This window comes from Pseudoduganella sp. RAF19, from assembly GCF_052114165.1.
Taxonomy (GTDB): Bacteria; Pseudomonadota; Gammaproteobacteria; order Burkholderiales; family Burkholderiaceae_D; genus Rugamonas.
This window is the reverse complement of sequence record NZ_JBFREF010000009.1, coordinates 247,804-273,604: the sequence shown is the minus strand read 5'-3', so window position 1 is coordinate 273,604 and position 25,801 is coordinate 247,804. Positions and strand designations below refer to the sequence as shown.

The following is a 25,801-nucleotide window of genomic DNA, read 5'->3' as shown; positions in this document are numbered from 1 at the left end:
TGTGTTACCGACTCCACTGCGACAAGCGAGCGGGCAATGTCGTGGCATTGCGCTTCTTTGCAAGTTCAGGTTATCGCGGTGGAAAACTTGCCAGCTAATGAAAATTACTGGCCAGCCTATAACTTTATGTAATGAAAAGGCGCGTATTCTAGCGGACTGCGCCGTGAGTAGCCGCTTCCCGCCCTTTGACGTCGATATCCACATAGCGCCAATTGGTCAGTTCGACCGGATGTCGCTTGTAGTTTTTTAGCCACGGTTGCTGAATATCGGCGGAGATAGGGTGAATTAGCAGCACCCAGGGGTTGTATGCATTGATCAGCTGCGACATCTCACGGTAGAGCTTTTGGCGCTCCGGACCGTCCGACAGCTTGTGGGCCTGTTCGTAGCGCTGATTGTATTCAGGCAGGTTAAAACGCGAGTAATTTGCACGGCCGCTGTTGGGACCGTACAACAACTGGAAGAAGTTTTCGCCATCCGGGAAGTCGGCGATCCAGTTGGTTTCGAACATCTGCACCTTGCCAAGGCGCGAAGCCTTGATGATTTCCGTCTTCTTGTCGCTCTTGAAGTTCACGCGCAAGCCGATGGCGTTCAGGTTCTTGCGCCACAGTTCATCGCGCAGGCGGCCCACCGTTGTCGGCTCGGTGTGCATCGTCAGCGTGAGCGGCGATCCGTCCGGCATGGTGCGGAAACCGTCCTTGCCGACACGGTAGCCGAAGCGGTCCAGCAGCGCTTTAGCCAGTGCCGGATCGTACTGCACCGGGCTGCGGTAGCCGGGGTCATAACCCAGCACATTGGGCGGCAATGGCGACTGCGCAGAGATGGCCAGGCCCTTCTTCAGCAGCGCCACGTCCTCGGGTCCGTTATAACCCAGCGCTATGGCCCGGCGCAGCGCGACCTTTTCCTTGCCGTAGCCGCCGACGACCGGGTCATCCATATTCATCCACATGTAGTAGGTTTGCAGCACCGGGAAGGGGCTGAGCACCATGCCGCGCTGCGCCAGGTCCGGCTTCAGCGCCGGCTTGGCCTTGGACGGGTCGAGCACCATATCGCGCAGCGATTCCGGCACCTGCTCGATGTAGTCGAATTCGCCATTCAGGAAGCCCAGCACGCGCGACTGGTACTCCTCCATGATCTTGACCTCGACCTTGTCCACCTGCGGCAGCTTGCGGCCGTCGTAGCGCTGCTGATAGTTCGGGTTGGCCGCCAGCGTGATCTTGTCGCTGTGCTTCCATTCCTCCATGCTGAAGGGGCCAGTGCCGACGGGATGATTGCCGACTTGCAGGCCATAGGCTTCGGTCACTTCGCGCGCCACCGCGCCCGTTGCGGGCAGCGCCATGTAGAACAGGAAGCTGGGATCGGGCGCCTTCAGCTTGATGCGCAGGGTGTACTTGTCCACTGCCTGCAAGCCTTCGATGTTTTTCGCGTAGTCGAACTTGCCGTTTTTGTACGCTTCATCGCCAGCCAGTTTGTCTTCGAACATGAACAGCCACGGCGATTTCAGCGACGGGTCGTACAGGCGCTTGATGCTGTAGACGTAATCCTCCGCAGTCACTTCGCGCTTCCGGCCTTTGAAGGCCGGGTCGTCGCTGAAGAACATGCCGGGCTTGAGGTGGAAGGTCCAGGTGGTGCCGGCGGCGTCACTGACCGGCATGTCGCGTGCGGAGCTGGGCGCCAGCTTCACGGGGCGCGCATCGTAGTCGTAGCGCAGCAAAGGATCGAACAGATTTTCCAGGAGACTCAGGCTGGCCAGATCGGAGGCCACGGCCGGATCGAGGCCGGTTTCGCCAGTCGACAGCAGGGCATGCAGCACCTTTGGCTCGTCGGCGTGAACGGGCGCCGTCGCGGCAAAAGCGAGTGCGATGGCTGCGGCGATGGTGGACGATGCGCTCCAGAGTCTCTTCATTTCCTGTCCTTTTGGTTGCGGCGGAGAGCATAAGGCAGGCCGCGCCGCCGCGCCAGTGAATTACCTCCGGCAGCTTATAACTTTTTTACATGCCTGACCTGCATAGTTTCATCAGCGCGCCCTATACTTTGGCTTCAAAATTGGAAACCAACGGCTTAAACCTGGTGGCTGCCACATCGTGGCAGCCACCTGCTGTGCGCCGCTGGTTTTTGCAAACACATTCGCAACAGGGAATTCATGTCACTCAATTACATCTGGTCCGGCTTCTTCCTGGTAGGGTTCGCGGCAGCGCTGGCGCAGTGGCTGTTTTTGGGCGACACCGAGATTTTCAAAAAAGTCATCGACGGCACCTTTGATTCGGCCCGTTCCGGCGTGATGGATATCGCCCTGCCGCTGGCCGGCGTGATGACGCTGTGGCTGGGCATCATGAACGTCGGCGAAAAGGCTGGCGCGGTGGGCTGGCTGGCGAAAATCATTTCGCCATTCTTCTCGCGCATCTTCCCAGAAGTGCCAAAGGACCACCCGGCCACCGGCCACATGGTCATGAATTTTTCCGCCAACCTGCTGGGCCTCGACAACGCCGCCACCCCGTTCGGACTGAAGGCGATGGAAAGCCTGCAGTCGCTGAACCCCAACAAGGAAACGGCCAGCAACGCGCAGATCATGTTTCTGGTGCTGCACACATCCGGCCTGACGTTGATCCCGCTGGCGATCATGGCGCAACGCGCAATTCTCGGCGCGGCCGATCCATCGGACATTTTCATTCCCTGTTTGATCGCGACTTATTTCGCGACTGTGACGGGCATTATTGCGGTGTCGATCCGTCAGCGCATCAACCTGTTCGACCCGGTGGTGCTGGGCTGGCTGGGCGGCATGACCGCTGCGATCGCGGGACTGATCTTCTACTTCACGCATTACCTGGAACGTTCACAGATCGAGACGGTGTCCAAGGTCGCCAGCAATCTGATTTTAATTGGCATCATCACCATGTTCCTGGTCGGCGCGCTGCGCAAGAAGGTGAACGTGTACGAAGCCTTTATTGAAGGAGCGAAGGGGGGAATTCAGACTTCGCTCACCGTGATTCCTTATCTGGTCGGCATGCTGGTCGCGATCAGCGTGATCCGCAATTCGGGCGTGCTGACCTTTGTGATGGAGGGCTTCCATTGGGTGTTCAGCGCCCTCGGCATGCGCACCGATTTCGTGGATGCGCTGCCGACTGCGCTCATGCGTCCACTGAGCGGCAGCGGCTCGCGCGCGCTGATGATCGACGCGATGAAGACCTATGGTCCAGATTCCTTCATTGGCCGCCTGGTCTGCATGTTCCAGGGCTCGGCTGATACCACCTTCTACATCGTCGCCCTGTATTTTGGCTCTGTGGGCATCCGCAAAACGCGCTACGCGATTTCCTGCGGCCTGATCGCCGACTTCGCGGGCGTGATCGCCGCGATTGGTGTGGCTTACGTCTTCTTCGGATAAGGAGTGTTCATGCGTCGTCTGCTTCTCGCTTCCCTGATTGCCGCTTGCGGCGTGGCGCATGCTGCGCTGCCGGAACCTGTCGCCCGTCTCGCTGCGGCAAATGGTATTCCCGAAGAGGCCATTGGTGCGCTGGTGCTACGCGGCGACCAGACGCTGGTTTCGAATATGCCGGACCAGCCGTTCGCACCCGCATCGACCATGAAGCTGGTGACGACGATGGTCGGCCTCGACGAACTTGGTCCGGTATTCAAAGGACGCACGGAGCTGCGCAGCAATGGCCAGGTTTCCAATGGCACGCTGTACGGCGATCTCGTCCTGCGTGGCGGCGCAGATGGCGATTTCACCGTGGACGCCTTCACGCATATGCTGGAGAAGCTGCGCACGCAAGGAATTCGCCGCATCGAAGGCAATCTGGTGCTGGACCGTACGCTGTGGCAGCCATCTCGCCTTGATGTCGGCGCACCGCAGTTCGATGAGTCGCCTGAAGCCTACTACAACGTGATTCCTGATGCGCTGTGGCTGAACATGAATATGCTCACGGTGGATATCGCATCGGATGCGAAGTCGGTGCGCGTGTCGATGCTGCCGGAGCTGGATAAGGTGTCGGTAAAGTCCGAGCTGGAACTGACCAATGGCGAATGCGCGAAATGGGAAGATGGCTGGAAGGTGCCGGAGTATGTGCGCAACGGCTCTCGCTTGACGGTGGTGTTGAAGGGCACCTATCCACGCAACTGCGCCAAGACCAATGTGGTCAATGTGCTGGACCGCCACGACTTCACCGAGCGCTTCTTCCGCGCGACGTGGGCCCGGCTGGGCGGCAAATTCAGTGGCTCGGTGGTTGAAGCCGAAGCACCTTCCAGTGCAGCGAACCTGCTGGCCGAACATGTATCGCGAACGCTGCCCGAAATCGTCCGCGACACGAACAAGCCTTCCGATAACGGCCTTGCGCGCTCCATCTTCCTCAGCCTCGGCAGCCTGCAAGCGGATGCCAAGCTGGGCAGCCGTCCACTGGACCTGATGCCTGCCGCAGCAGCATCGCCCGGCGGCGGCGACGTTGCGCCATCTTCCCCCACGCTGGCGCGTTCCGAGCTCGTGGTGCGCAACTGGATGCGCGCGCATGGCATCGACGACACCGGCCTGGTGCTGGAAAACGGCTCCGGCCTGTCGCGCGTGGAGCGCATCCGTCCCGTGCAAATGGCCGGCCTGCTGCGCGCCGCGCAGAAATCGCTGTGGGCGCCTGAATTCCTTACCAGCCTGCCGATCGCCGGCGTCGATGGCACCATGAAGCGCCGTCTGAAAGAAAGCACCGCCGCCCAGCGCGCCCGCGTGAAAACCGGCACCTTGCGCGATGTTGTCGCCGTGGCAGGCTACGTCCCTGACGCGAACGGCCAACTGTGCATCGTCGTCGCCATGGTCAACCATGACCACGCCGGCAACGGCGTCGGCCGCAGCATCGTCGACGCCCTCATCGACTGGACCGCCCACACCGGCACGAATCAGTTGTCGCCCCTGCCGGAAGCAGCAGGAAAGTAAAAGGAAAGCAGCAAGGTTCCGAGCGACTCTGCGCTCGCGCAAGCAAACTCACTTCCCCGGCGGGAAGGCAGCGATGAGTTCGACTTCGATGACCAGCTGGGGCGAAAATAGGCGCTGGACGCTGATCCAGGTGGCGGCGGGCAGATGGTTGTTGTAGAAGGGCAGGCGCAGGTCTTTGGCCTTGACCAGCGCGTCCATATCGGTCGTGTAGATGTTTTCCTTCACCACGTCAGCGAACGTCAGGCCGTTCGCGGCGAGTGTTTTGCCGAGCTTTGTGTAGACCATCTGCACGGCGCCCGGCATGTCGCCGCTGCCGGTGTGGCCGGAGACGTAGAGCAGGTTCCCATTGCGCACGGCGCTGCAATAGCCAATTGCGCGCTCAGCCGTTTCGTTGGCGTGATAGCAGCCTGGCTGCGTATCGGCAGCGTGTGCGGCGCCAGCGGCGAGCAGCAGGCTCGAGATGAGTGCATTGAGTTTGTTCATTGCCCCTCCATTAGTTGAGTGGCAATACTCTATCACTACAGGACTTTGGCGTAGCTGGCGCGCACTTGAACGCGGTCGCCGCAGTCGAAGTGCCACCATTCGCTGTTGATGCCGACGAAGCCGGCTTCGGTCATAGCGTCGCGCAACAGTTTGCGGTTGGCGATTTGTGCGGCTGTGAGCGCGCCGCTGGCGAGGTGTTTCTCTTCCAGGATCGGATGCGACAGCTCGGTCATGTCGTCAAAGCCGGTGCCCATATCCAGTTCGCGTCCAGCCGCATCGAGAATGGTCACGTCTACCGCCATGCCGAAGGAATGAATGGAGCCGCGCTCGGGCGGTGCGAGGTACATTTGCAGGTCGGTTCCGGCCAGGGCGTCCCAGAGTTCGATCTGCACGCTATGCGGGCGCAGGGCATCGAGGATCAACAGCTTGTGGCCAGGCGCGCGTGTGGCAAGCGTCGCCACCACACGCTCAATGGCAGCGGCAGCATCAGTGTGCAGCCACGCGCAATCCAGCGGCGAATAGAGATCGCGGCCGACGAAGTTGTCCGGCGTCGCGTAGCGCAAATCGATGCCGATATCGGCAATCGTGCTCAGGTGACGGAATTCCGGACTGCCGGGGATCTCTTCGCTGCGGATGGTACGGCTCATGTGTTTCCTGTTTCGAGACAGGCGCGCGCCGCAGCCGCAATGCTGTCGGCCAGTTGGCGTGCGCCGTGCGACAGCGGCGAGTGCCCGGCCGTCAGCAGGTAAAGCTGGATCGGGATCGCAGGCGCCCATTGGCGGCGCTGTACGCGAGTTGATAATGCGGATGCTGCCGTGAACGGATCGACCACCGCCATGCCGCTGCCTGCTTCCACCAGCGAGCGCGCGATCTGGTAAGTCTGCACCACGGTGCGGAAATTCGGATGCTGGCCCTGCGCTTCGCAGGCTGCGACCACCATCTCGCCCAGCGGGTCAGTGTCGGCGTAGCCAATCAGTTCGCCCACCAGCCCTTCGGCCGTCAGCGGCTGCGACAGCTCTTCGTCACGCCAGGTTCCCACCGGGGCGATTACCGTCATCAGGCCTTGCGCCAGCGGCTCGGCGACGATGCCGGGATGGCGCGGGTCCTGTAGCGACAGTGCGAGGTCAGCCTCGCCCAGCCGCAGCATGTTCACGATTTCGGTGGTGTGGTGCGTACCCAGCTCGCAGCGCGCGCCGGGGAAGTCGCGGCGCCATGCGCTCATCGCTTGCGGCAGCACGCTGATCGCAATGGTCGGCGTGGACACCAAACGAATGGTTTCTTCGGCATGCCCCTTCAGGCTGGCAGCGAGACGGCGGATACCCTGCAGGTCGCGATGCAGCTTTTCGGTTTCCGCGAACAGGCGGTGCGCCTCCGGCTTTGGATAGAGCTTGCCGCGCACGCGTTCGAACAGGGGCATGCCAAGTTGCAGTTCGCAGTGCTGCAAGACCTTGGTCACTGCCGGTTGCGAAATATGCAAAACCTGCGCGGCGCCGCTGATGGTGCCGACCTGCATGATCGCGTGGAAAACTTCTATATGACGCAGCCGCATCGCTTCAATTCCTCATCGTTACGCCGCAGAATCCTGCGGGAATCAGTGCAGGATAGGGGAAACCTGCCTGCGGCGCAACGCGGGGCAATGCTTATGGCTTGGATGGTGCAGCCACCGCCGGGGCAGCCACAACAGGCGGCTTCGGTGTGGTCAGCACGTCCAGAATCGCGGCGGTTTCCGCATCCGGCACGCCGTCCCACTTGCTCTGGCGGTATTTGGACTGGAAGGTGACCATCACATTGTGGGTGGCCTCATCCAGCACGCCAGTCTGCGGTACGGCATAGCCGTGGGTGGCCAGTTTGTTCTGGAACCAGGCGACGTCCGGCAGCTGGGCTTCGTAGATGGCGCGCTTGGAGGCGACCTCGTTGGCGTCCGGCCAGGTGATCAGGCCGGCGTCAGCCAGCTGCTTCCACGGGAACAGCGGACCCGGGTCCTGCTTGCGCTGCGGGGCAATGTCGGCGTGGCCGAGGATGTTTTCCGGCGCGACGTTATGGCGTTCCTTGATCTGTTTGACCAGGGCGATCAGCTGGTCGATCTGGGCTTGCTTGAACGGATACCAAACGCGGCCTTCCGGCGTTTCCTTGAAGCCCGGATTCACGATTTCGATACCGACCGAGCTGTTGTTCAGCTGGGTGTAGGTTTTCCAGCTGCTGACGCCGGCGTGCCAGGCGGAGCGGGTTTCATCCACCAGCGCGTAGAACTTCGGCTTTTCCTCATCGGTCAGCAGGTAGTGAGCGCTGACTTCACCTTCGGTCAGCTGCTTGATCGCCAGCGGCAGATCGGACACGGTGTAGTGAATCACGATGAAACGCACACGGCTGCTCTGTCCCTTCGACGGGCCGAGCGTATGGTCGATGGTCGGCGGCTGAGTGGCGCAGCCGGCCAGCACGGATACCAGGGAAGCGAGCAGCAGTTTTTTGATCATGGACGTCTCTTATGTTTTAGTTGCGTGGACGGGCCGCCATGCGGGCAGCCGCGTAGTGAGGATGGGCAGTTTGTTTGCTCAGCTCAAGCCCGGGCGGCAGTTCAGCGCGCATGGCTTCGAAAATCAGGGGATGCAGTTCGGCGGCCCGGCCGGCCAGCACGATGGGACGCGGCCCGAAGCGGGACACCAGCGCCAGCGCCAGGCGGGCCAGTTCGCGTCCGGCCTGCAGCAGAATGTGGCGCGCGGCCGGATCGGCGCCTGCGCTCATGGCGACGGCCAGCGCCAGCTTGCCGATTTCACCACGCTCGCGGGTGTACATGAAGGAACGGGAGAAGGCCCAGTCATTACCGCCGACGTGGTCGAACACGGCATGCGCCATGGGCGAATCCGTCCAGGAACCGGGCTGCTCGTCCTCGTTGCGCCAGATGCGGCGCATGGCTTCACGGGCGATCCAGAAACCGCCGCCGGCATCGTCCAGCATCACGCCGCGGCCGCCGGCGCGGTGGAACTCGCCTTCGGCATCGATGAAGGCAGCGATGGAGCCGGTGCCGGCGTAGACCAGGTAGCCTTCGCCCGGCTCGAACGCATCGAGGTAGGCGATTTCGATATCGTTGCAGATGGTGATGGCGTCCAGGCGCACATCGAGGAGGTCGGACAGCCAGCCCAGCAGCACATTGCCATCGCCCCCGAAGCCCGTCAGCCCTGCGCACACGCGCAGAGGCTTCCCGGAATCCAGCACGTCCTTGGCCAGTTCAGCGAAGATGGCGTGCACTTGTTCTCGGCCAGCGGGTTTGGCCATCATCAGGGCGGAGAGTCCCGCGACCGTGCCTTCGGCGACAATGTTCCCGGATGGCTCAGCGAGCGCCCAGCGCGTTTGCGTGCCGCCGGCGTCTATGCCCAGTCCAAGTGAACGGTCGGAATCGGAATTGCCCATGATCGCGTAAGTTTAAGACCGTTCCTTGACAAGTTCACATGAAAGCTTGCACGGCTCTCATTCCTTGAGGTTATAAGGTCGCCGCGACGCGCGCGCTCTCATTCCCGAGGCGATCGACCGCCGTCACGACGACAGAGCGTGCCGGCACGCCGCCATCGTCCGTCAGCACCACTTCGCTGCGCGTGGCCGGCGCCACCACAAAGCGCCATTCGTCGCCATAACGCGCCCAGATGGCGAACTGGGTCGCTTTCGGCACCGTGCCCAAAGCGATGGCCAGGCCGCTGCCATTGCGCTTGACTGCGACAGTTGGCGCGGCCGGCGCTTCGCTGCCCAGCCAGGGCGAAGTCGGCACCAGCGCGGCGCTCTGGTAGCTGACGGCTTTCAGCTGGTCGTAAATGCCTTTGCGGTTTTGCATCAGCGCGGCGATGCTGAAATGGACATGGCCGTCCACCGTGCCGCGGCTGCGCATCAACTCGATCTGCTGCACGATCTCGTCCGGCGAGAAGGACTTATCCGTGTTGTCGATGCGGCTGGTGTACAGGCCCGGCCACAGGTGGCGGGCGCGTTTGTTCTGGCCTTGCCAGTAATCGAGCAGCACCGGGAAGGCTTGCGCTTGCTGGGCAATCGGCCAGTAGAGCTGGGGCGTGAAGTAATCGAGCCAGCCGTTTTGCAGCCAGGTTTCGGCGTCCGCATACAGCTTGTCGTACTGGCTGAAACCCTGGATGCCGGGCGGTCGGCGGTCCGGACGGCCAATGCCGAAGGGGCTGATGCCGAAACGTACCCAGGCCTTTTCCTTGTGAATGCCGTTGTAGATCGCTTCGATCAGCTGGTTCACGTTCTGGCGGCGCCATGCGGCGCGGTCCAGCGTGCCGCCGCCTGCCACGTAGCGTTGCCAGGCCGGCTGGTCGGGGAAGTCGAGTTCCGGCTTGCTGCCGTTCGATGGCACGTCCAGCGCGGCGGCTTCGCCACCGTTGGCGCTTGGGGCTTCGATCGGATAGGGATAGAAATAATCGTCGATGTGGACGCCGTCCACGTCGTAGCGGCGCACCACGTCCAGGATCACGTCCAGCGTTTGCTGCGCGGCCGCTTCTTCGCCCGGGTCCATCCACAGGAATTTGCCGTACTGCTTGACCACCTGCGGCTTGGTGTTGGCGATGTGGTCGCGCGCGTTTGGCGATTTGGCGGTGGAGTGGCGGGCGCGGTATGGGTTGAACCAGGCGTGCAGTTCCAGCCCTCGCGCATGTGCCTGGGCGATCCAGAATTGCAGGGGGTCCCATGCCGGCGATGGCTCGCGGCCTTGCGCACCGGTCAGGTATTCCGACCATGGCTCAAGCTTCGATGGATAAATCGCGTCGGCACTTGGGCGTACCTGCAAGACAATAGCGTTCAGGTTCAGAGCTTTGGCGCGGTCGAGGATGGCCAGCACCTCCGCCTGCTGCTTCGCTACCGGCAGGTTGCTGCGGCTAGGCCAGTCGATGTTGGCGACCGTCGACACCCAGGCGGCGCGAAATTCGCGCGGCGCGGGCGGTGGCTGGTCGCCGGTGAACGGTGGATGTGCGCCGGGCTGCGTGGTGGCGCCAGGCATACTGCCCGCCGGCGCCGGGCCGCTGGCAGGAGTTGCGGTGCCTTTATCGGGCGGCATGGGCGTGGTACAGGCGGCAAGGATGGCGGAAATCGCGCTCGCCGCACCCGCCGCAAGGGTCAGACGCCTTTTTGAACTAAAACTCACTACCAACCTCCGCAACGCTGAAGCGCTGTATTGTACCTATTCGCGGCCGAACGCCGGGTCCACTTTGATCAGCGCCGTCATGATGAAGGCGGGGATCGTCGCCGTGCAGGCCCAGATGAAGAAATGCGGGTATCCGAGATATTCCTGGATGGCGCCGCTCGCCATCTGCGGCACCATCATGCCAAGCGCCATGAAGCCGGTGCAGATAGCGTAGTGCGCAGTTTTGTGTGCGCCTTCCGCCACCATGATCATGAACATCAGGTAGGACGCAAAGCCGAAGCCGTAGCCGAATTGCTCGATGCCGATGGCAGCGGAAATCAGCGCGAAATTCTGCGGCATGGCGTGGGACAGATAGACGAATACCAGGTCAGGCAAGTGCGTCGCAAACGCCATCGGCCACAGGCAGCGCTTCAGGCCATAACGCGAAATGACCCAGCCGCCCAGCAGACCGCCGACCGTCAGCGAGATTACGCCGATGGTGCCGTAGGCGATGCCGAGATCCGAAGTGTCGAGGCCCAGACCGCCTTTATCTGCTGGGTCCAGCAGGAAGGGCACCGCCATTTTCAGCAGCTGCGATTCGCCGAGGCGGAAGGTCAGCAGGAAGAGCAGGATGACCACGATGCCGTCCTTGCGGAAGAAGGCGCCGAAGGTATCGAAGAATTCCTTGAACGGGTTGCTGCTGGTGGCCGTCTTGCGATCGACCGCCGGTTTCGGCAGCATGAACAGGTGGTAGAACGCGAGCAGCCCGAACACGCCGGCCATGATGCCGAACACAATGCCCCAGGCCAGGTGCGGATTGCCGGAATGCTTGATCAGCTCACCGGCGATATAAGTCAGGCCACCGTTGCAAGCCACGTTGGCGACGCGGTAGAAGGTGCTGCGCACACCGACGTAGGCCGCCTGGTCCTTGGGACGCATGCCCAGCATGTAGAAGCCGTCCGCCGCGATGTCGTGCGTGGCGGAGCTGAAGGCGATCAGCCACATGGCGGCAAGGCTTAGCTGGAAGAAATGCGGCAGCGGTGTCGTGAAGGCGACGGCGGCCAGCGATGCGGCAATCACCATCTGCAGCACGACCACCCAGGCGCGCTTGGTGCCGAACATTTCAACGATCGGCGACCAGAGCGGCTTGATGATCCAGGGCAGGTACAGCCAGGAAGTGTAGAACGCGATGTCGGTATTGGAGATACCGGTGTTCTTGTACATCGTCGTGGACAAGGCCATCACGGCGAAGTAGGGGATGCCTTGACCGAAATAGAGTGAGGGCACCCACCACCATGGGTTGCGTTGCTGCGCTTGTTCCATGCGTTCCTTTTGTTTTATGCGGAAAGCGCTCCGCGGACGCTTCCTTTCGCTTGATCCAGCAGGGTCTCCGCCTGCTGTACGTTTACTTTTTTCAGGAGTGCGACCACGGCTACCTTCACGTGGAAGCCGCACTGCTCCAGCGCGCTGCGGGCCGACGCTTCATCGGCGCCGGTCGCGTGCATGGTCAGGCGCACGGTGCGCGCGAACAGCTTCGCGTTGGTCGGCTTCAAGTCTACCATCAAGTTTCCGTAGACTTTGTTCAGGCGGACCATGATGGCGCTGGAGATTGTGTTCAGCACGATCTTCTGCGAGGTGCCCGCTTTCAGGCGCGTGCTGCCGGAGATAACTTCGGAACCGGTGTCCAGCGTGATGCCCACTTCGGCCTCGTTCGCGACCGGCGCATCCACGTTGTTGGCGATACCAATGGTCAGTGCGCCGATTGCGCGCGCGGCATGCAGCGCGCCCAGCACGTATGGGGTGCCGCCGGAGGCAGCCAGCAGCAGCACGACATCGTTCGGCGTCGGCTTCAGTCCTTGCAGGTCAACTGCGCCCTGCTCGCGGTCATCTTCTGCGCCTTCGACGGCCTGGAACATGGCCGACTCGCCGCCTGCCAGCAGCGCCAGCGCGCGCCCGTGCGGCCAGGAGAAAGTCGGGTACAGCTCCACGCTATCCAGCACGCCGAGGCGGCCGGACGTGCCCGCGCCCACGTAGAGCAGGCGCCCGCCCGCTTCGATGCGTGGTACTGCTGCGGTAATAGCTTTTGCGATGGAAGGGGCGGCGTTGCGGACTGCCTGCACCGCGTTGAGCTGGTCGTCTACGAAAGCGGCAACCAGCTGTTCTGTAGGGTATTGGTCGAGCCCGGTATGCAGGCTACTGGGGGTTTCGGTTTTTAGCATGATGAAGACCAGTGTAATACCAAATCATCCGCCCAGCCCATGAAAGGAAGATACATGGGCATTACACCAGGTTATGCGGCGCGGCGCATCTCCGCGACGAAATCGTAATGGTCGCTGCGGCAGTAGGAATGGGTCAGCTCCACCGCCTCGCCCGAATCCAGATAGGCGATACGGGTGATGAAGAGCACGGCCTGGCCTTCCGGCACTTCCAGCCGCTCCGCCAGCTCGGCCGGCGCGTTCATGGCGCGAATGTGCTGCAGCGCGCGCACGGGCGCTTTGCCGACCGATTCCAGATATTGATACAGCGAGTCGCCGATTTCTTCGGGACGCGGCACGGCGCTTTGCAGCAGCACGCTCACCTCGTAGGCCATGACGACATCGTCCGCCAGGCGCAGCCGCTCCAGGCGCGCGACCTTGGTGTTGGGCGACAGGCCAAGGCTCATCTGCTCGTCCGCGCTGGCGGTAACAATGGCGCGCTTCAGCCAGCGCGAGCTGGGCTTGTAGCCGCGCTGCTGCAGCTGTTCGGAGAAGCTGGAGAGATTGGACAGTGGCTGCTCAATGCGCGGCGCGATGTAGTTGCCCGAACCGCGGCGGCGCACGACCAGCCCTTGCTCGACCAGCTGGTCGATAGCCTTTCGCGCCGTCACGCGCGACACATTCAACTGCTCGGACAGCGTGCGTTCCGAAGGCAGCGCCTGATCGACCTGATATCGCCCGTTGCGCACATCGTCGCTCAACTTGCGGGCAATCTGCATATACAGCGGTGAACTATCTTCTAGATCCGGTTTGAATTCTGCGCCGGGGTGGCTCATTGCATTTCTCCTGTTATGCAGTAGTTTAATAGCGATGAGCTTTTCACGCTGATTTTTTGTTACATATGCCAGATGGTTATGTGCGCATAATCAGTTTTCATTGGCCCCTGTGGCCGCCTCCAACGTATGCTTTTTGACATAACAAACACAGGAGGCTGAATGACGATGCGCGCGCTGATTGGAGCGATACTGCTGGGCGGAATGAGCCATGTGATGGCGGCCGGGCCTGCAACCGTCACGCCCACTGCGGTGCTGGACCGCGAGCTGGCGGCAATCGTCAACGATGCGCAGCGCCCGCTTTCCGGCTTGTCGGTGCTGGCGATCCGCGATGGCAAAGTCTCCTACCAGCAGCAGTTCGGCCTGCGCCGCATTGATACTGCCGGTAACGGCGCCACAGCGCCGGTCACGCCAACGACGATGTTCCGCATCGCCTCCATCTCCAAGATGATGACCACCTTCGGCGTGATGAAGCTGGTCGAAGAGGGCAAGCTGAATCTGGATGCGGATATCAGCACCGTGCTGGGCTATCCGGTCCGCAATCCCGCTTATCCCGACAAGCCGATCACCCTGCGCACGCTGCTCAGCCATACCTCCACGCTGCGCGACGATGCAGGCTATTTCTGGGGCACCGATACCGACTTGCGCGAAGTGCTGCTGTCTGGTGGTAAGCGCTACGGCAAGGGCGAGATGTTTGCGAAGGACGGTGCGCCCGGCGAATACTTCACCTACTGCAATCTGAACTGGGGCGTGATCGGCACGCTGATGGAGCGCGCCAGCGGCGAGCGCTTCGACCGCCTGATGAAGCGCCTGCTGTTGACGCCAATGGGCCTGCACGGTGGCTACAACCCTGCCGAGTTCACGGCACAGGAAGTGTCCGATACCGCCACGCTGTACCGCCGCCGCACGCGTGATACCGAAATCTGGGACGCGAAAGGACCGTGGATCGCGCAGGTGGATGACTTCGGCGTCACGCCGCCGCAGCAGCCCGCGGGTGTTGACCATTACCAGATCGGCACTAACGGCACGCTGTTCAGCCCGACCGGCGGCATGCGCATCTCGGCTGGCGATATGGGCAAGATCATGCTCATGCTGATCAATAACGGGCGTTACGAGGGCAAGCAAATCCTCAAGCCCGAGTCGCTGAAGACCATGTTCTCTGAACAGTGGCACTACAACGGCAAGAACGGCGATACGCTGAAAGGCCTGTATCACAGCTGGGGGCTGGGCACGCAGCGCTTCGATAATGAGCCGGGCAAGGGCAACCGGCTAGTGTCCGGCGGCGGTTTCAATGCGGTTGGCCACTTGGGCGAAGCGTATGGTTTGATCTCCACTTTTGTGGTCGATCTGCAAAATAAAAATGGACTGGTGTCGCTGATCGGTGGCTTCGCCAGCGATCCGGATGCTTATCCGGGCACTTACTCCGCCCACACCCGTACCGAAGAACTCATTCTGGATGCCCTCTACAAGCGCGCCGTGCTGGGCGACGGCCGCTAGACGGCGGCTCGAATGACCCGCCCTACGCGCCGATCGAATACGCCCCACGATGCCGTAGGGCGGATCATTGATCCGCCGTGCGCGGCGACGCCTCATGACCAGAGGTTATGGCCGCCGAAAGAAGTTTAATTGGCGACATGTGTCGGCGCGCCGTTAATCTGTCATCAAGAGAAACCCGGCCCTACATAGGCCTTAGCGAGGCGTAATGCAGCAAGAAGCACAGCAAGTAGTCGTGATCGGTGGCGGTGTCGTGGGCCTCACTTCGGCCTGGTGGCTACTGGAAGCAGGCTATCGCGTGACGTTGCTCGAAAAAGCGCCGACCGTCGGCAGCGCGGCCAGCGCGCGCAATGGCGGGCAGCTGAGCTATCGCTACGTCTCGCCGCTGGCCGATGCCGGCGTGCCGCTGAAGGCACTGGAATGGATCTTCCAGGAAGCCGGTCCGCTGCGCTTCCGTCCCGAAGCCGATATGCGCCAGTGGCGCTGGCTGGCGCAGTTCCTCGCCAACTGCAATGCGACCGACAACGCGCGCACCACCGCCAAGCTGCTGGAGCTGGGTGAGCTGAGCCGTCAATCGATGGCGCAGCTTGAAATGACGATTCCGCTGTCCGAGTTTTCCTGGCGTGACGCGGGCAAGCTGGTGGTGTACCGCTCTGAAAAAGCATTCAAGAAAGCTGTCGCCAAGCCGGATTCGGAAGGCAACCGCGTAGTGCTGAACGGTGCTGAAACCGCGCAAATGGAACCTGCGCTGGCTGAACTCGCGCCATCGCTGGCTGGCGGCATCTTCAACAGCGGCGAAGCCGTCGCGGATTGCCACGCCTTCTGCCTCGCACTGGAAAAGCGCCTGATGTCGCATCCACGCTTCGAAGGCATCGTGCACGCCGAAGCGCGTTCGATCTTCACGGAAGGCGGCAAGGTGTCTGCCATCGAAACCAGCGCTGGCTGGATCGCAGCCGACCAGTTCGTGCTGGCCGCCGGCATCCAGAGCCGCAACCTGGCCGCCACCGCCGACATTTACCTGCCCATGTATCCGCTGAAGGGCTACAGCCTGACCGCGCCGATCCGCGCAGGCGACCGCGCGCCTGAAATCAGCGTGACGGACTTCGAACGCAAGACCTTGTACGCACGCATCGGCTCCAACCTGCGCATTGCGGCGATGGTGGACATGGTGGGCGAAGACACGTCCATCGACCAGCACCGCATCGCCGGCCTCACCAGGCTGGCCCGCACCACCATACCGCACGCGGCCGACTACGACCACGCCGAAGCCTGGGCTGGCCTGCGTCCCGCCACGCCGAATTCCGCGCCGATCATCGGCGCCACCCAGTATTCCAATCTGTGGCTCAACGTCGGCCACGGCCCGCTCGGCTTCACTTTCGCCTGCGGCACAGCCAATCTCCTCGCCACGCTCATGCGCGGCAAGGAGACGCCATTCAAGCTTGGCTGCCTGGTCCTGGCAGCCTGAGTCCCCTTATCGCACCACCGTCTGGATTGCATGCGCCGGAATCTCCACCGGCACTTCCAGGCCATCGATCGCAAGGCGGTAACGCTGCGGCTCGCTGCTACGGTTCATCACAACGATCGCCACACTGCCATCGGCATTGCGGAAAGCGACGGTATCGAGCGTACTGCGGCTCGCTGCAGCGCTGACGCGGCGCGCCTCCGGGCGAATGTAACGCGAGAAGTGGCCCAGATAGGCGTAGCTCGGGGTGAAGATCAGTTCACCGTCATCGCTGGCATGCAAGGGAGCAAAGCAGTAATTACCGACGTGATTGGGTCCGCCGCGGCTGTCCAGCAGCATATTCCAATCCACCCAGCCAACGGCACCGGCGTTCAGGTCGCCAATGATTTCACTGCCATAGCGCTCACCATTGGACCAGGACTGCAGCTTCGATGCATCGAATTTCTCGACCGTCGCCTCCGTCAGCAGGAAATTCATGTCGGGGTAAGCCTCGTGCATGGCCGCGACATTGCGATGCATGGGCTGTCCCTTGGTCCAGGTTTCGTACCAGTGGAAACCCACACCCCAGATATATTGCCGCGCCTTGGCGTCGGACAAAATATGCGCTGCACGCTGAGGCAATAAATCGCGGTTGTGGTCCCACACAATCAGCTTTTTGTCGCCAAGGCCGGCCTGCTTGAGCGCCGGTCCCAGGTGGTCGGCCAGGAAGCGTGTTTCGTCTTCCGCCGTGTAGATCATCGATTCCCATTTCTGCGTTGCCATCGGTTCGTTTTGCACCGACAGGCCCCACAGCGGAATGCCCGCCTTTTCGTAGGTCTGCACGAACTTCACCATGTACTGCGCCCACACATCGCGGTAGGCTGGCAGCAGCGTCCCGCCGTGCAGCATGCTGCCGTTGGACTTCATCCATCCCGGCGCGCTCCAGGGGCTGGCAAACACACGGACCTGGTTGCCCTGCGACACCGCTGCGGCGAGCGCTTTGCGCAGCAAGGGCACCCGGTACTTCAGATCATGCTCGATGCTGAACGACTCCAGTCCACGGTCGCCGTCGCGCACATAGGTATAGCTGCCGCTGCTGAAGTCGGAGCTGTGGATGGTGGTGCGTACCACGTTGTAGCCGAGGCCCTGGCGAGGATCAAAGTAGGCCGTGAGGAATGCGTCTTGTGCAGCCGGTTTCAGCTTTGCATAGACTTCGGCCACGGCATCGGTCACCGCGCCGCCAAAGCCGAAGATCTTCTGGAATTCCTTGCGCGTATCGACAAACACCGCCGTTTCCGTTTCAAGCGGCTGGCTGGCGGCGCTCGGCATTGGCAAGGTCTGCGCTGCGAAGCGCTTGCCGCTGTCTTGTGCGGTCGTGTAGACCGTCCAGGGCTGTGATGGCGCTGCCGCCCGGGCCAGTCCCGGCAGCGCGGGCAGGCAGGCTGCCAAACCGGCGCCGCACATGAGTTTCATTGCTTGTCTTCTGTTGCTTACTTGTCCGGCCATCCGGCTCCTCCATTCCAGGTAAAAGTCGCTACGCTGCGGCCAGGCAGCGTATAGCGGAAATTGCGCGCGCCGACGCGCACGGAAAATATGCGGGACTCGCCCGCTGCATTCGCTACCAGCAGGGCGATCGAGCGGTCGGGATTCTTGAAGGCCACGTGGGCCAGATCGCCGGCGCTGTCGCTGGAGGCAATTCGCCGCGCACCCGGCCTCACAAAGCGGCTGGCATGAGCCAGCGCGTAATACTCGACGTTGCGCGTGATCTCGCCACTGTGCGAGTCGATCGTGACGACACCGCGGCAGTTGTTACAGCCGCCGAGGTGGGGACCATCCGTTTCATCCAGCGCAAGATTCCAGAACAGTACGCCGCGTGCCCAGTTACGTGTGCTGTCGATGACCAGGGTGCGCACGAAATATTGCAGGTTCGCCGACCAATCCGACGCCCAGCGTCCGCCGGAACACTCGGTAAACCACACGTCCTTGTTGGGGAATTTGCTGTGCACCTTGGCTTGCGCGTCCACGCCGCCGGCATAGCAGTGCCATGCCACGCCGCTCACGTACGATGCTGCCTTCGAATCGGCCAGGACCGCCGATGGCGAATCCGGTTCGTCCCAGTTGTGATCCCAGTCAAACAGCAAGGTGCCCGGGTTTTCCGCCGCCAGGCGAGGCCCGAGATAGCCGCCGATGAAGGCCGCGCGTGCGGCCGGATCGACCCGCATGCCCGGGTAATTCTCCGGTTCGAAGTGCGGTTCGTTTTGCAGCGTCAGGGCAAAGATCGGTACCCCTTCCTCTTTCATGACGTCCACATAGCGATTCAGGTAGCGCGCGAACGCTTCGTAAGCCGCCGGCTTTAACCTGCCTTTGATCAGGCTATCGCTGCTCTTCATCCAACCCGGAGCGCTCCAGGGCGATGCCATCACCTTCAGTTGCGGATTGATTACCAGCGCCTGCTGCACCGTCGGCAGAACGGTCGAGCGCTGCGCATCGATCGTGAAGTGCTTCAGTTCAGGGTCGGACTGACCCGGTGGCATATCGTCGAAACTGTAATGGGCGGTCGAGAAGTCCGATGCACCAATGGTCAGCCGGGTGAATGACAGTCCCAGGCCAGCTTCGGTCCCGAACAAGTCCTTCAGCAGCGCATCGCGCTGCGCCGTCCCCAGGCGATGTTGAATCAGCCATGCCGAGGCATCGGTGATGGCAGCGCCAAAACCCTGCATCTCCTGATACTGGGTGGCAGGATCGACGTCGATGACAATGGCGGCCGGAGCGCCCTCGTCGAAGGTAACCGGCGCTTGCCGCGCCAGCAGCATGCGCTGGTCGCCCGTGGTGATCCAGGCCTGAGCAGGCATCGGCGCGCCGCCACTGCATGCGGCAATCAATGGAAGTGCGCTCAGCAGCCAGAGGCAAGGAATTTTCACTGTCATCGGCTCCCGTGCATTTGGTAACGTTTCCAATCGCAAGCGATTATGGGTCGAAATAAAAGAGCGTGTCAACAATTCCCTGGCTATGTGGGCTGGGCCGCCGGGCGCGTGCGGGCGCCGCGCCGTCGCAGCAATTCGCCAGATCGCGGATAATTGCGGGATGTCCAAGATCAAGACCCCTATTGGCTGCCCCTGTGGCGGCCCTTCGCTGGCTGCTTGCTGTGGGCCGTTTATCGAGGGTAAGGCGCTGCCGGAGACGGCGGAAAAGCTGATGCGCTCGCGCTATACCGCCTACACCTTGCAGAATGAGGACTACCTCAAGGCTACCTGGCACCCCAGCACCCGTCCGGCTGATCAAATAATTAACAAAAATGAAAAGCTCCAATGGCTGGGACTTGAGGTAAAATCTGCTTTACGTTTACGTCAACGTAAAGCAGAGGCTGCGGAAAATGAGGACTTCGTGGAGTTCGTCGCCCGCCTGCGCGTCGATGGCCGGGGGCAGCGGCTGCATGAGGTCAGCCGTTTCCTGCGCGAGCCTGGCGAAGGTGGTCTGCGCTGGTTTTACGTGGACGGTCAATTTCCAGAATAAGAGAGGGAGACCATGCCGCACATCGAAAGCAAACTCAATCCGCGCAGCGAAGACTTCAAAGCCAACGCCGCCGCGATGCAGGCCATCGTCGACGACCTGCGCGCCAAGGTGGCCAAGGCGGCTGAAGGCGGCGGCGAGGCGGCCAGCGCCAAGCACGTCGCCCGCGGCAAGCTGCTGCCGCGCGACCGCGTTCAGATGCTGCTCGATCCCGGCACGCCCTTCCTCGAATTCTCCCAGCTGGCCGCTTACGAAATGTATGACGGCGCGGCGCCATCGGCCGGCATCATCACCGGCATCGGCCGCGTATCCGGCCAGGAATGCGTGATCGTCTGTAACGACGCCACCGTCAAAGGCGGTACTTACTATCCAATGACCGTGAAGAAGCACCTGCGCGCGCAGGAAATCGCGGACCAGAACAACCTGCCCTGCATTTACCTGGTGGACTCCGGCGGCGCCAACCTGCCGAATCAGGATGACGTATTCCCGGACCGCGACCACTTCGGCCGCATCTTCTTCAACCAGGCCAATATGTCGGCCAAAGGCATCCCGCAGATCGCGGTGGTGATGGGCTCCTGCACGGCAGGCGGCGCTTATGTGCCGGCCATGTCCGACGAGTCGATCATCGTGAAAGAGCAGGGCACCATCTTCCTCGGCGGTCCTCCGCTGGTGAAGGCGGCGACCGGTGAAGTGGTGTCGGCGGAAGACCTGGGCGGTGGCGATGTGCACACGCGCCTGTCCGGCGTGGCCGATCACCTGGCGCAGGACGATATGCACGCGCTGTCCATGGCCCGCACCATCGTGTCCAACCTGAACCGCCAGAAGCCGCAACAGGGCGCGCTGCGCGAAGCGGCGGAGCCGAAGTATGCGCCGGAAGAACTGTATGGCGTGATCCCGGTCGATACCCGCAAGCCTTTCGATATCCGCGAAGTCATCGCGCGCATCGTGGACGGCAGCGAGTTCGATGAATTCAAGGCGCGCTATGGCACCACGCTGGTGTGCGGCTTCGCCCATATCTACGGCATGAAGGTCGGTATCATCGCCAACAACGGCATCCTGTTCTCCGAGTCGGCGCTGAAAGGCACGCACTTCATCGAACTGTGCTGCCAGCGCAAGATCCCACTGGTCTTCCTGCAGAACATTACCGGCTTCATGGTCGGCCGTAAATACGAAAACGAAGGCATCGCACGCAATGGCGCAAAGATGGTAACCGCTGTGGCGACGGCTTCCGTGCCGAAGTTCACCGTGATCATTGGCGGCTCCTTCGGCGCCGGCAACTACGGCATGTGCGGCCGCGCTTACTCGCCGCGCTTCCTGTGGATGTGGCCCAATGCGCGCATCTCCGTGATGGGTGGCGACCAGGCGGCATCCGTGCTCGCCACCGTGAAGCGCGACGGCATCGAAGGCAAGGGCGGCAGCTGGAGCGCTGAGGAAGAAGCCGCGTTCAAACAGCCGATCAAGGATCAATACGAGTACCAGGGCCACCCTTACTATGCGTCCGCCCGCCTCTGGGACGACGGCGTGATCGATCCCGCCGATACGCGCATGGTGCTGGGCCTGGGCTTGTCGGCCGCGCTGAACGCGCCGATCCCGGACACCAAATTCGGCGTGTTCCGCATGTAAGGAGATGAGCATGGAATATCAGACCCTTACTGTCGCTATCGAGAACAAGGTCGCCACCGTGACGCTGAACCGTCCGGATGTGCGCAATGCCTTCAACGAACATACGATCAACGAGCTGTCCGTCGCATTCCATGCGCTGGGCCGCAATGAAGATGTGCGCGCCATCGTGCTGGCCGCAAACGGTCCGGCCTTCTGCGCCGGGGCGGATCTGAACTGGATGAAGAAAATGGCCGGTTACTCTCACGAGGAGAACCAGGCCGACGCCATGCAGCTGGCGCAGATGCTGCGCACGATCTACCTCTGCACCAAGCCCGTCGTGGCCAGGGTGCAGGGCGATTGCTATGCGGGCGGAATGGGTCTGGTGGCGGCATGCGATATCGCAGTCGCTGTCCAGGAAGCCAATTTCTGCCTGAGCGAGGTGAAGCTGGGACTGATCCCGGCCACCATTTCCCCTTATGTCATCAAGGCGATGGGCGAGAATGCGGCACGCCGCTATTTCCTCACCGCCGAACGCTTTACCGCCCAGGAGGCGCATCGCATCGGATTCGTGCACGAAGTCGTCGCGGCCGATGCGCTGGATGCCAAGGTCGCCGAGCTGCTGAAGGCACTCGTGACCAATAGCCCGAATGCGGTCATGGAAGCCAAGGTGCTGGTGCGCGACGCCGCTCACAAGGCCGTGGACGACGCGCTGCTTGCCGACACGGCGCTGCGCATCGCCAATATCCGTGCTTCCGCCGAAGGCCGCGAGGGCGTCCAGTCCTTCCTGGAAAAGCGCAAGCCTGGGTGGCTTAGCTAAGAACGGCGGATCGATGATCCGCCCTACGTCAGCGTCACCGACAGCGCCGCGCTCGGCGGATTTTCGATGACGCCACGTAGGGCGGGTCATTGACCCGCCGAATAGGAGTAGTGTTGGATACAAATCAATCAAGCGACTGGGTCGCACGAAGCCTGCGCAGTGTATGGCACCCGTGCACCCAGATGCAGCACCACGAAACCGTGCCGCTGATCCCGGTCAGCCACGGCCGCGGCGTGTGGCTCTACGACCATGAAGGCAACCGCTACCTGGACGCGATCAGCTCCTGGTGGGTGAACCTGTTCGGCCACGCCAATCCGCGCATCAACGCAGCCCTGCGCGAACAACTGGACATGCTGGAACACGCCATGCTGGCGGGCTTCACGCACGAGCCGGTGATCCAGTTGTCCGAGCGCCTGTCCGCGCTCACGCAGCATCAGCTGGGCCACGCGTTCTACGCATCGGACGGCGCATCCGCCGTCGAAATCGCGCTGAAAATGAGCTTCCACGCCTGGCGCAACAGCGGCCATGGCGACAAGCAGGAATTCGTTTGCCTCAAAGGCAGCTACCACGGCGAGACGATCGGCGCGCTGGCCGTGACCGATGTCGCGCTGTTCAAGGACGCCTACGGCCCGCTGCTGCGCGCCGCGCAGACCGTGATGTCGCCGGATGCGCGTCAGGCTGCTGAAGGCGAAACGGCCGCCGACGTTGCACGCCGCGCCGCCGCAGATGTGGAGCGCGTGTTCACCGAACGCGCCGGCAAGATTGCCGCCGTCATCATCGAGCCGCTGGTGCAATGCGCTACCGGCATGGCGATGCACGATCCGCTTTACCTGAAGCTGGTGCGCGAGTTGTGCGACAAGCACGGCGTGCACCTGATCTTCGACGAAATCGCCGTCGGCTGCGGCCGCACCGGCACCTTCTTCGCCTGCGAGCAGGCGGACGTGTGGCCGGACTTCCTGACTCTGTCCAAGGGCATCAGCGGCGGCTACCTGCCGCTGTCCATCGTGCTGTCGCGCGAAGAGATTTATCAGGCTTTCTACAGCGCCGACGTGACGCGCGGCTTCCTGCATTCGCATTCCTATACCGGCAATCCGCTGGCCTGCCGTGCTGCATTGGCCACGCTGGACATCTTCCAGGAAGACCATGTGCTGGAAGCGAACCAGGCCCGCTCGCGCAAGCTGACCGAAGCCCTGGCGCCGCTGGCGAATCACGAACGCACGAAGAACTTCCGCAACCGCGGCATGATCTGGGCCTTCGACGCCATCGACGCTGGACCGGACTTTTCGCGCCGCTTCTTCACCGAAGCCACGCGCAATGAGCTGCTGCTGCGCCCCATCGGTTCCACCGTTTATCTGATGCCGCCTTACATCCTCAGCGACGAGGAAATCAGCGGGCTCGCAGAACGCACGCAAGCCGTGTTTGAAAAGGTGATCGCGTGATGGAACTGCTGGACAAACTCGAATCTCACCTGCAGCTGCTGCAGGACAAGCATCAGATCCGCAAGCGCCGTTCAGTCGAAACGCCGTGCGCGCCGCGCCTGACCGTCGATGGCCGCGACATGCTGGCCTTCTGCAGCAACGACTACCTCGGTCTCGCTGCGCACCCGCGCGTGACGGCGGCCCTGCGCGAAGGCGTGGAGCTGTACGGCGCCGGCAGTGGCGCTTCGCACCTGATCAGTGGCCACAGCCGCGCACACGCCGATCTGGAAGAACGCCTGGCGGAATTCGTCTCGCCGCACCTGGCCGATGCGCGCGCGCTGTACTTCTGCACCGGCTATATGGCCAATCTCGGCGTCATCACCGGCCTGGCGGTGGGCGACAAGAACACGGAGGTTTTCAGCGAATCGCTCAACCACGCTTCGCTGATCGATGGCGGCCGCCTGTCGCGCACCACGCTGAAGGTCTATCCGCACGCCGACGTGGCGGCGCTGGACACCATGCTGGCCGAAAGCACCGCTTCCAACAAGATCGTGGTGACGGACAGCCTGTTCAGCATGGACGGCGACCTGGCACCACTGCCGCAACTGTTGGCACTCTGCGAACGGCACAAGGCCTGGCTGATCGTCGACGATGCCCACGGCTTCGGCGCGCTCGGCGCCAATGGCCGCGGCGCACTGGAACACTTCAACCTGAAGTCGCCTTACCTCGTCTATGTCGGCACGCTCGGCAAGGCCGCGGGTGTCGGCGGCGCTTTCGTAGCGGCGCACAAGACCGTGATCGAAACCCTGATCCAGCGCGCCCGCCCCTACATTTTCACCACGGCCGCGCCGCCCGCACTGGCGCACGCCTTGCTGGCAAGCCTTGATATCATTGCGGGTTCGGAGGGCCGCGAACGCCGCGCCCATCTGAATGCCCTGATCGCTCAGCTGGACGACGGACTGCGCCTGGAAAAATGGCAGCGCATTCCGTCCATCACGGCGGTGCAAGCCATCGTGATCGGCGAGAACGATGCCGCCATGCGCGCTTCGGCTGCTTTGTGGGAGCAGGGCATCTGGGTTGGCGGCATTCGTCCGCCGACGGTGCCGGTTGGGACGGCGCGCCTGCGCGTCACCCTGTCCGCAGCGCATACGGCGCAGGACGTGGCCCAGCTGGTGGAAGCACTAAATGCATTAGAAAGGAGGTCCTGAGATGGCGTTGGAAGATCCTGTCATCGCTCCTGAAGCCGCGGCGGCTGCCGACGGCGTACCGCCGCGTTTCGCCTGCTTCGTTGCAGGCACCGATACCGAAATCGGCAAGACCCTGACTTCGTCCGCCATGCTGTATGCGCTGAGCCGTAGCGGCGTGCGCACCTGCGGCATGAAGCCTGTTGCGGCGGGCGCCGTGATGAAGAATGGCCGTCTGCATAATGACGATGCGGACCAGCTGGCGGAGGCGGGCAATGTCTCGCTGCCGCAGGAACTGACCACACCGTTCATGCTGCGCGAGCCGGCGGCACCGCACATCGCTGCCGAGCTGGAAGGCCGCAAGATCGACCCGGTGCCGATTCTGGCCGCCTATCTGGAAATCGCCGCACTCACCGACGCCACTGTGGTGGAAGGCGTGGGCGGCTTCCGCGTGCCGCTGACTGACGAATACGACACGGCCGACATGGCCCAGCAGCTCGCACTGCCCGTGGTGCTGGTGGTGGGCATGCGCCTCGGCTGCATCAACCACGCGCTGCTGACCGTGGAAGCCATCCTGGCGCGCGGTTTGAAGCTGGTGGGCTGGGTGGCCAACACGCTGGACCTGGAATTTAATTTCGCGGACGAGAATATCGCCGCACTCGAAGCGCGCATTCCAGCGCCGCTGCTGGGGCGCGTACCGCGCCTGGCCAAAGCGACTGCTTCCGCCGCTGCCGAATATCTGGACTTTACGAGCCTGCCCAACTGGCCGGTTCGCCGTAAATAAGAGAGGAAACAC

Annotated in this window: 22 protein-coding genes; 10 read left to right on the top strand and 12 right to left on the bottom strand. The window is 62.3% G+C overall.

Annotation, left to right across the window (positions count from 1 at the left end):
- Nucleotides 1-148: 148 nt before the first annotated feature.
- Nucleotides 149-1,903, bottom strand: a complete 1,755-nt coding sequence (locus AB4Z19_RS23865) for an ABC transporter substrate-binding protein (protein WP_442036203.1) — start codon at nucleotides 1,901-1,903, stop codon at nucleotides 149-151.
- A gap of 237 nt (nucleotides 1,904-2,140) precedes the next feature.
- Between AB4Z19_RS23865 and AB4Z19_RS23860 the strand changes: the two genes are divergently transcribed.
- Together AB4Z19_RS23860 and dacB are read left to right on the top strand one after the other, a co-directional pair.
- Nucleotides 2,141-3,379, top strand: coding sequence for a nucleoside recognition domain-containing protein (locus AB4Z19_RS23860; protein ID WP_442022105.1), 1,239 nt, complete (start codon nucleotides 2,141-2,143; stop codon nucleotides 3,377-3,379).
- Between the two features lie 9 nt (nucleotides 3,380-3,388).
- Nucleotides 3,389-4,912, top strand: a complete 1,524-nt coding sequence (gene dacB, locus AB4Z19_RS23855; RefSeq protein ID WP_442036201.1) for a D-alanyl-D-alanine carboxypeptidase/D-alanyl-D-alanine endopeptidase — start codon at nucleotides 3,389-3,391, stop codon at nucleotides 4,910-4,912.
- A gap of 48 nt (nucleotides 4,913-4,960) precedes the next feature.
- On the opposite strand, the gene AB4Z19_RS23850 is transcribed toward dacB, so the two are convergent.
- The 9 genes from AB4Z19_RS23850 to AB4Z19_RS23810 form a co-directional block, all read right to left on the bottom strand.
- Nucleotides 4,961-5,395, bottom strand: coding sequence for a RidA family protein (locus AB4Z19_RS23850; RefSeq protein WP_442022101.1), 435 nt, complete (start codon nucleotides 5,393-5,395; stop codon nucleotides 4,961-4,963).
- Nucleotides 5,396-5,430: 35 nt separating this feature from the next.
- Nucleotides 5,431-6,042: a M15 family metallopeptidase gene (locus AB4Z19_RS23845; protein ID WP_442022099.1), complete on the bottom strand. Its 612-nt coding sequence runs from the start codon at nucleotides 6,040-6,042 to the stop codon at nucleotides 5,431-5,433.
- Complete coding sequence (locus AB4Z19_RS23840) at nucleotides 6,039-6,944, bottom strand: LysR family transcriptional regulator (RefSeq protein WP_442022097.1); 906 nt, start codon at nucleotides 6,942-6,944, stop codon at nucleotides 6,039-6,041. Before AB4Z19_RS23840 ends, AB4Z19_RS23845 begins: the two co-directional genes overlap by 4 nt.
- A gap of 91 nt (nucleotides 6,945-7,035) precedes the next feature.
- Nucleotides 7,036-7,869: an N-acetylmuramoyl-L-alanine amidase gene (locus AB4Z19_RS23835; protein ID WP_442022095.1), complete on the bottom strand. Its 834-nt coding sequence runs from the start codon at nucleotides 7,867-7,869 to the stop codon at nucleotides 7,036-7,038.
- A gap of 16 nt (nucleotides 7,870-7,885) precedes the next feature.
- Nucleotides 7,886-8,803, bottom strand: a complete 918-nt coding sequence (locus tag AB4Z19_RS23830) for an N-acetylglucosamine kinase (protein WP_442022093.1) — start codon at nucleotides 8,801-8,803, stop codon at nucleotides 7,886-7,888.
- 70 nt (nucleotides 8,804-8,873) lie between these two features.
- Nucleotides 8,874-10,538, bottom strand: coding sequence for a glycoside hydrolase family 10 protein (locus AB4Z19_RS23825; RefSeq protein ID WP_442022091.1), 1,665 nt, complete (start codon nucleotides 10,536-10,538; stop codon nucleotides 8,874-8,876).
- A gap of 30 nt (nucleotides 10,539-10,568) precedes the next feature.
- The gene (locus AB4Z19_RS23820) at nucleotides 10,569-11,834 is read right to left on the bottom strand and encodes an AmpG family muropeptide MFS transporter (RefSeq protein WP_442022089.1); all 1,266 of its coding nucleotides are present in this window, start codon (nucleotides 11,832-11,834) and stop codon (nucleotides 10,569-10,571) included.
- 14 nt (nucleotides 11,835-11,848) lie between these two features.
- Nucleotides 11,849-12,730 carry an N-acetylmuramic acid 6-phosphate etherase gene (gene murQ, locus AB4Z19_RS23815; protein WP_442036199.1) on the bottom strand — a complete coding sequence of 294 codons (882 nt, stop codon included), beginning with the start codon at nucleotides 12,728-12,730 and terminating at the stop codon, nucleotides 11,849-11,851.
- 71 nt (nucleotides 12,731-12,801) lie between these two features.
- Nucleotides 12,802-13,542 (bottom strand): GntR family transcriptional regulator, encoded by a 741-nt coding sequence (locus AB4Z19_RS23810; RefSeq protein ID WP_442022085.1) that lies wholly within the window; start codon nucleotides 13,540-13,542, stop codon nucleotides 12,802-12,804.
- A 159-nt stretch (nucleotides 13,543-13,701) separates the two neighbouring features.
- Between AB4Z19_RS23810 and AB4Z19_RS23805 the strand changes: the two genes are divergently transcribed.
- A complete protein-coding gene (locus AB4Z19_RS23805; protein WP_442022083.1) occupies nucleotides 13,702-15,036 on the top strand; it encodes a serine hydrolase domain-containing protein in 1,335 nt (444 codons plus the stop codon).
- 205 nt (nucleotides 15,037-15,241) lie between these two features.
- Nucleotides 15,242-16,498 carry a D-amino acid dehydrogenase gene (locus AB4Z19_RS23800; protein WP_442022081.1) on the top strand — a complete coding sequence of 419 codons (1,257 nt, stop codon included), beginning with the start codon at nucleotides 15,242-15,244 and terminating at the stop codon, nucleotides 16,496-16,498.
- A gap of 6 nt (nucleotides 16,499-16,504) precedes the next feature.
- Here the strand turns inward: AB4Z19_RS23800 and AB4Z19_RS23795 are convergent, their stop codons facing one another.
- Nucleotides 16,505-17,947 (bottom strand): glycoside hydrolase family 30 protein, encoded by a 1,443-nt coding sequence (locus AB4Z19_RS23795; RefSeq protein WP_442022079.1) that lies wholly within the window; start codon nucleotides 17,945-17,947, stop codon nucleotides 16,505-16,507.
- 17 nt (nucleotides 17,948-17,964) lie between these two features.
- Entirely contained in the window at nucleotides 17,965-19,401 is a 1,437-nt protein-coding gene (locus AB4Z19_RS23790) for a glycoside hydrolase family 30 protein (protein ID WP_442036197.1), read from the bottom strand.
- Between the two features lie 157 nt (nucleotides 19,402-19,558).
- Here AB4Z19_RS23790 and AB4Z19_RS23785 point away from each other — a divergent pair, with 157 nt between their 5' ends.
- The 6 genes from AB4Z19_RS23785 (at nucleotide 19,559) to bioD (ending at nucleotide 25,789) form a co-directional block, all read left to right on the top strand.
- Complete coding sequence (locus AB4Z19_RS23785) at nucleotides 19,559-19,987, top strand: YchJ family protein (RefSeq protein WP_442026428.1); 429 nt, start codon at nucleotides 19,559-19,561, stop codon at nucleotides 19,985-19,987.
- A gap of 12 nt (nucleotides 19,988-19,999) precedes the next feature.
- Nucleotides 20,000-21,607: a carboxyl transferase domain-containing protein gene (locus AB4Z19_RS23780; protein WP_442026429.1), complete on the top strand. Its 1,608-nt coding sequence runs from the start codon at nucleotides 20,000-20,002 to the stop codon at nucleotides 21,605-21,607.
- A gap of 10 nt (nucleotides 21,608-21,617) precedes the next feature.
- Nucleotides 21,618-22,403 (top strand): enoyl-CoA hydratase/isomerase family protein, encoded by a 786-nt coding sequence (locus tag AB4Z19_RS23775; protein ID WP_442026430.1) that lies wholly within the window; start codon nucleotides 21,618-21,620, stop codon nucleotides 22,401-22,403.
- Nucleotides 22,404-22,516: 113 nt separating this feature from the next.
- Nucleotides 22,517-23,842 (top strand): adenosylmethionine--8-amino-7-oxononanoate transaminase, encoded by a 1,326-nt coding sequence (gene bioA / locus AB4Z19_RS23770; protein ID WP_442026431.1) that lies wholly within the window; start codon nucleotides 22,517-22,519, stop codon nucleotides 23,840-23,842.
- Nucleotides 23,842-25,029: an 8-amino-7-oxononanoate synthase gene (gene bioF, locus AB4Z19_RS23765; RefSeq protein WP_442026434.1), complete on the top strand. Its 1,188-nt coding sequence runs from the start codon at nucleotides 23,842-23,844 to the stop codon at nucleotides 25,027-25,029. Before bioA ends, bioF begins: the two co-directional genes overlap by 1 nt.
- A gap of 1 nt (nucleotide 25,030) precedes the next feature.
- Nucleotides 25,031-25,789: a dethiobiotin synthase gene (gene bioD, locus AB4Z19_RS23760; protein ID WP_442026432.1), complete on the top strand. Its 759-nt coding sequence runs from the start codon at nucleotides 25,031-25,033 to the stop codon at nucleotides 25,787-25,789.
- Nucleotides 25,790-25,801: the final 12 nt, after the last annotated feature.

Coding starts and splice junctions, on each gene's coding strand:
- AB4Z19_RS23865 (WP_442036203.1), bottom strand. CDS start 1,903: ATGAAGAGACTCTGGAGCGCATCGTCCACCATCGCCGCAGCCATCGCA.
- AB4Z19_RS23860 (WP_442022105.1), top strand. CDS start 2,141: ATGTCACTCAATTACATCTGGTCCGGCTTCTTCCTGGTAGGGTTCGCG.
- dacB (WP_442036201.1), top strand. CDS start 3,389: ATGCGTCGTCTGCTTCTCGCTTCCCTGATTGCCGCTTGCGGCGTGGCG.
- AB4Z19_RS23850 (WP_442022101.1), bottom strand. CDS start 5,395: ATGAACAAACTCAATGCACTCATCTCGAGCCTGCTGCTCGCCGCTGGC.
- AB4Z19_RS23845 (WP_442022099.1), bottom strand. CDS start 6,042: ATGAGCCGTACCATCCGCAGCGAAGAGATCCCCGGCAGTCCGGAATTC.
- AB4Z19_RS23840 (WP_442022097.1), bottom strand. CDS start 6,944: ATGCGGCTGCGTCATATAGAAGTTTTCCACGCGATCATGCAGGTCGGC.
- AB4Z19_RS23835 (WP_442022095.1), bottom strand. CDS start 7,869: ATGATCAAAAAACTGCTGCTCGCTTCCCTGGTATCCGTGCTGGCCGGC.
- AB4Z19_RS23830 (WP_442022093.1), bottom strand. CDS start 8,803: ATGGGCAATTCCGATTCCGACCGTTCACTTGGACTGGGCATAGACGCC.
- AB4Z19_RS23820 (WP_442022089.1), bottom strand. CDS start 11,834: ATGGAACAAGCGCAGCAACGCAACCCATGGTGGTGGGTGCCCTCACTC.
- murQ (WP_442036199.1), bottom strand. CDS start 12,730: ATGCTAAAAACCGAAACCCCCAGTAGCCTGCATACCGGGCTCGACCAA.
- AB4Z19_RS23810 (WP_442022085.1), bottom strand. CDS start 13,542: ATGAGCCACCCCGGCGCAGAATTCAAACCGGATCTAGAAGATAGTTCA.
- AB4Z19_RS23805 (WP_442022083.1), top strand. CDS start 13,702: ATGACGATGCGCGCGCTGATTGGAGCGATACTGCTGGGCGGAATGAGC.
- AB4Z19_RS23800 (WP_442022081.1), top strand. CDS start 15,242: ATGCAGCAAGAAGCACAGCAAGTAGTCGTGATCGGTGGCGGTGTCGTG.
- AB4Z19_RS23795 (WP_442022079.1), bottom strand. CDS start 17,947: ATGAAACTCATGTGCGGCGCCGGTTTGGCAGCCTGCCTGCCCGCGCTG.
- AB4Z19_RS23790 (WP_442036197.1), bottom strand. CDS start 19,401: ATGACAGTGAAAATTCCTTGCCTCTGGCTGCTGAGCGCACTTCCATTG.
- AB4Z19_RS23785 (WP_442026428.1), top strand. CDS start 19,559: ATGTCCAAGATCAAGACCCCTATTGGCTGCCCCTGTGGCGGCCCTTCG.
- AB4Z19_RS23780 (WP_442026429.1), top strand. CDS start 20,000: ATGCCGCACATCGAAAGCAAACTCAATCCGCGCAGCGAAGACTTCAAA.
- AB4Z19_RS23775 (WP_442026430.1), top strand. CDS start 21,618: ATGGAATATCAGACCCTTACTGTCGCTATCGAGAACAAGGTCGCCACC.
- bioF (WP_442026434.1), top strand. CDS start 23,842: ATGGAACTGCTGGACAAACTCGAATCTCACCTGCAGCTGCTGCAGGAC.
- bioD (WP_442026432.1), top strand. CDS start 25,031: ATGGCGTTGGAAGATCCTGTCATCGCTCCTGAAGCCGCGGCGGCTGCC.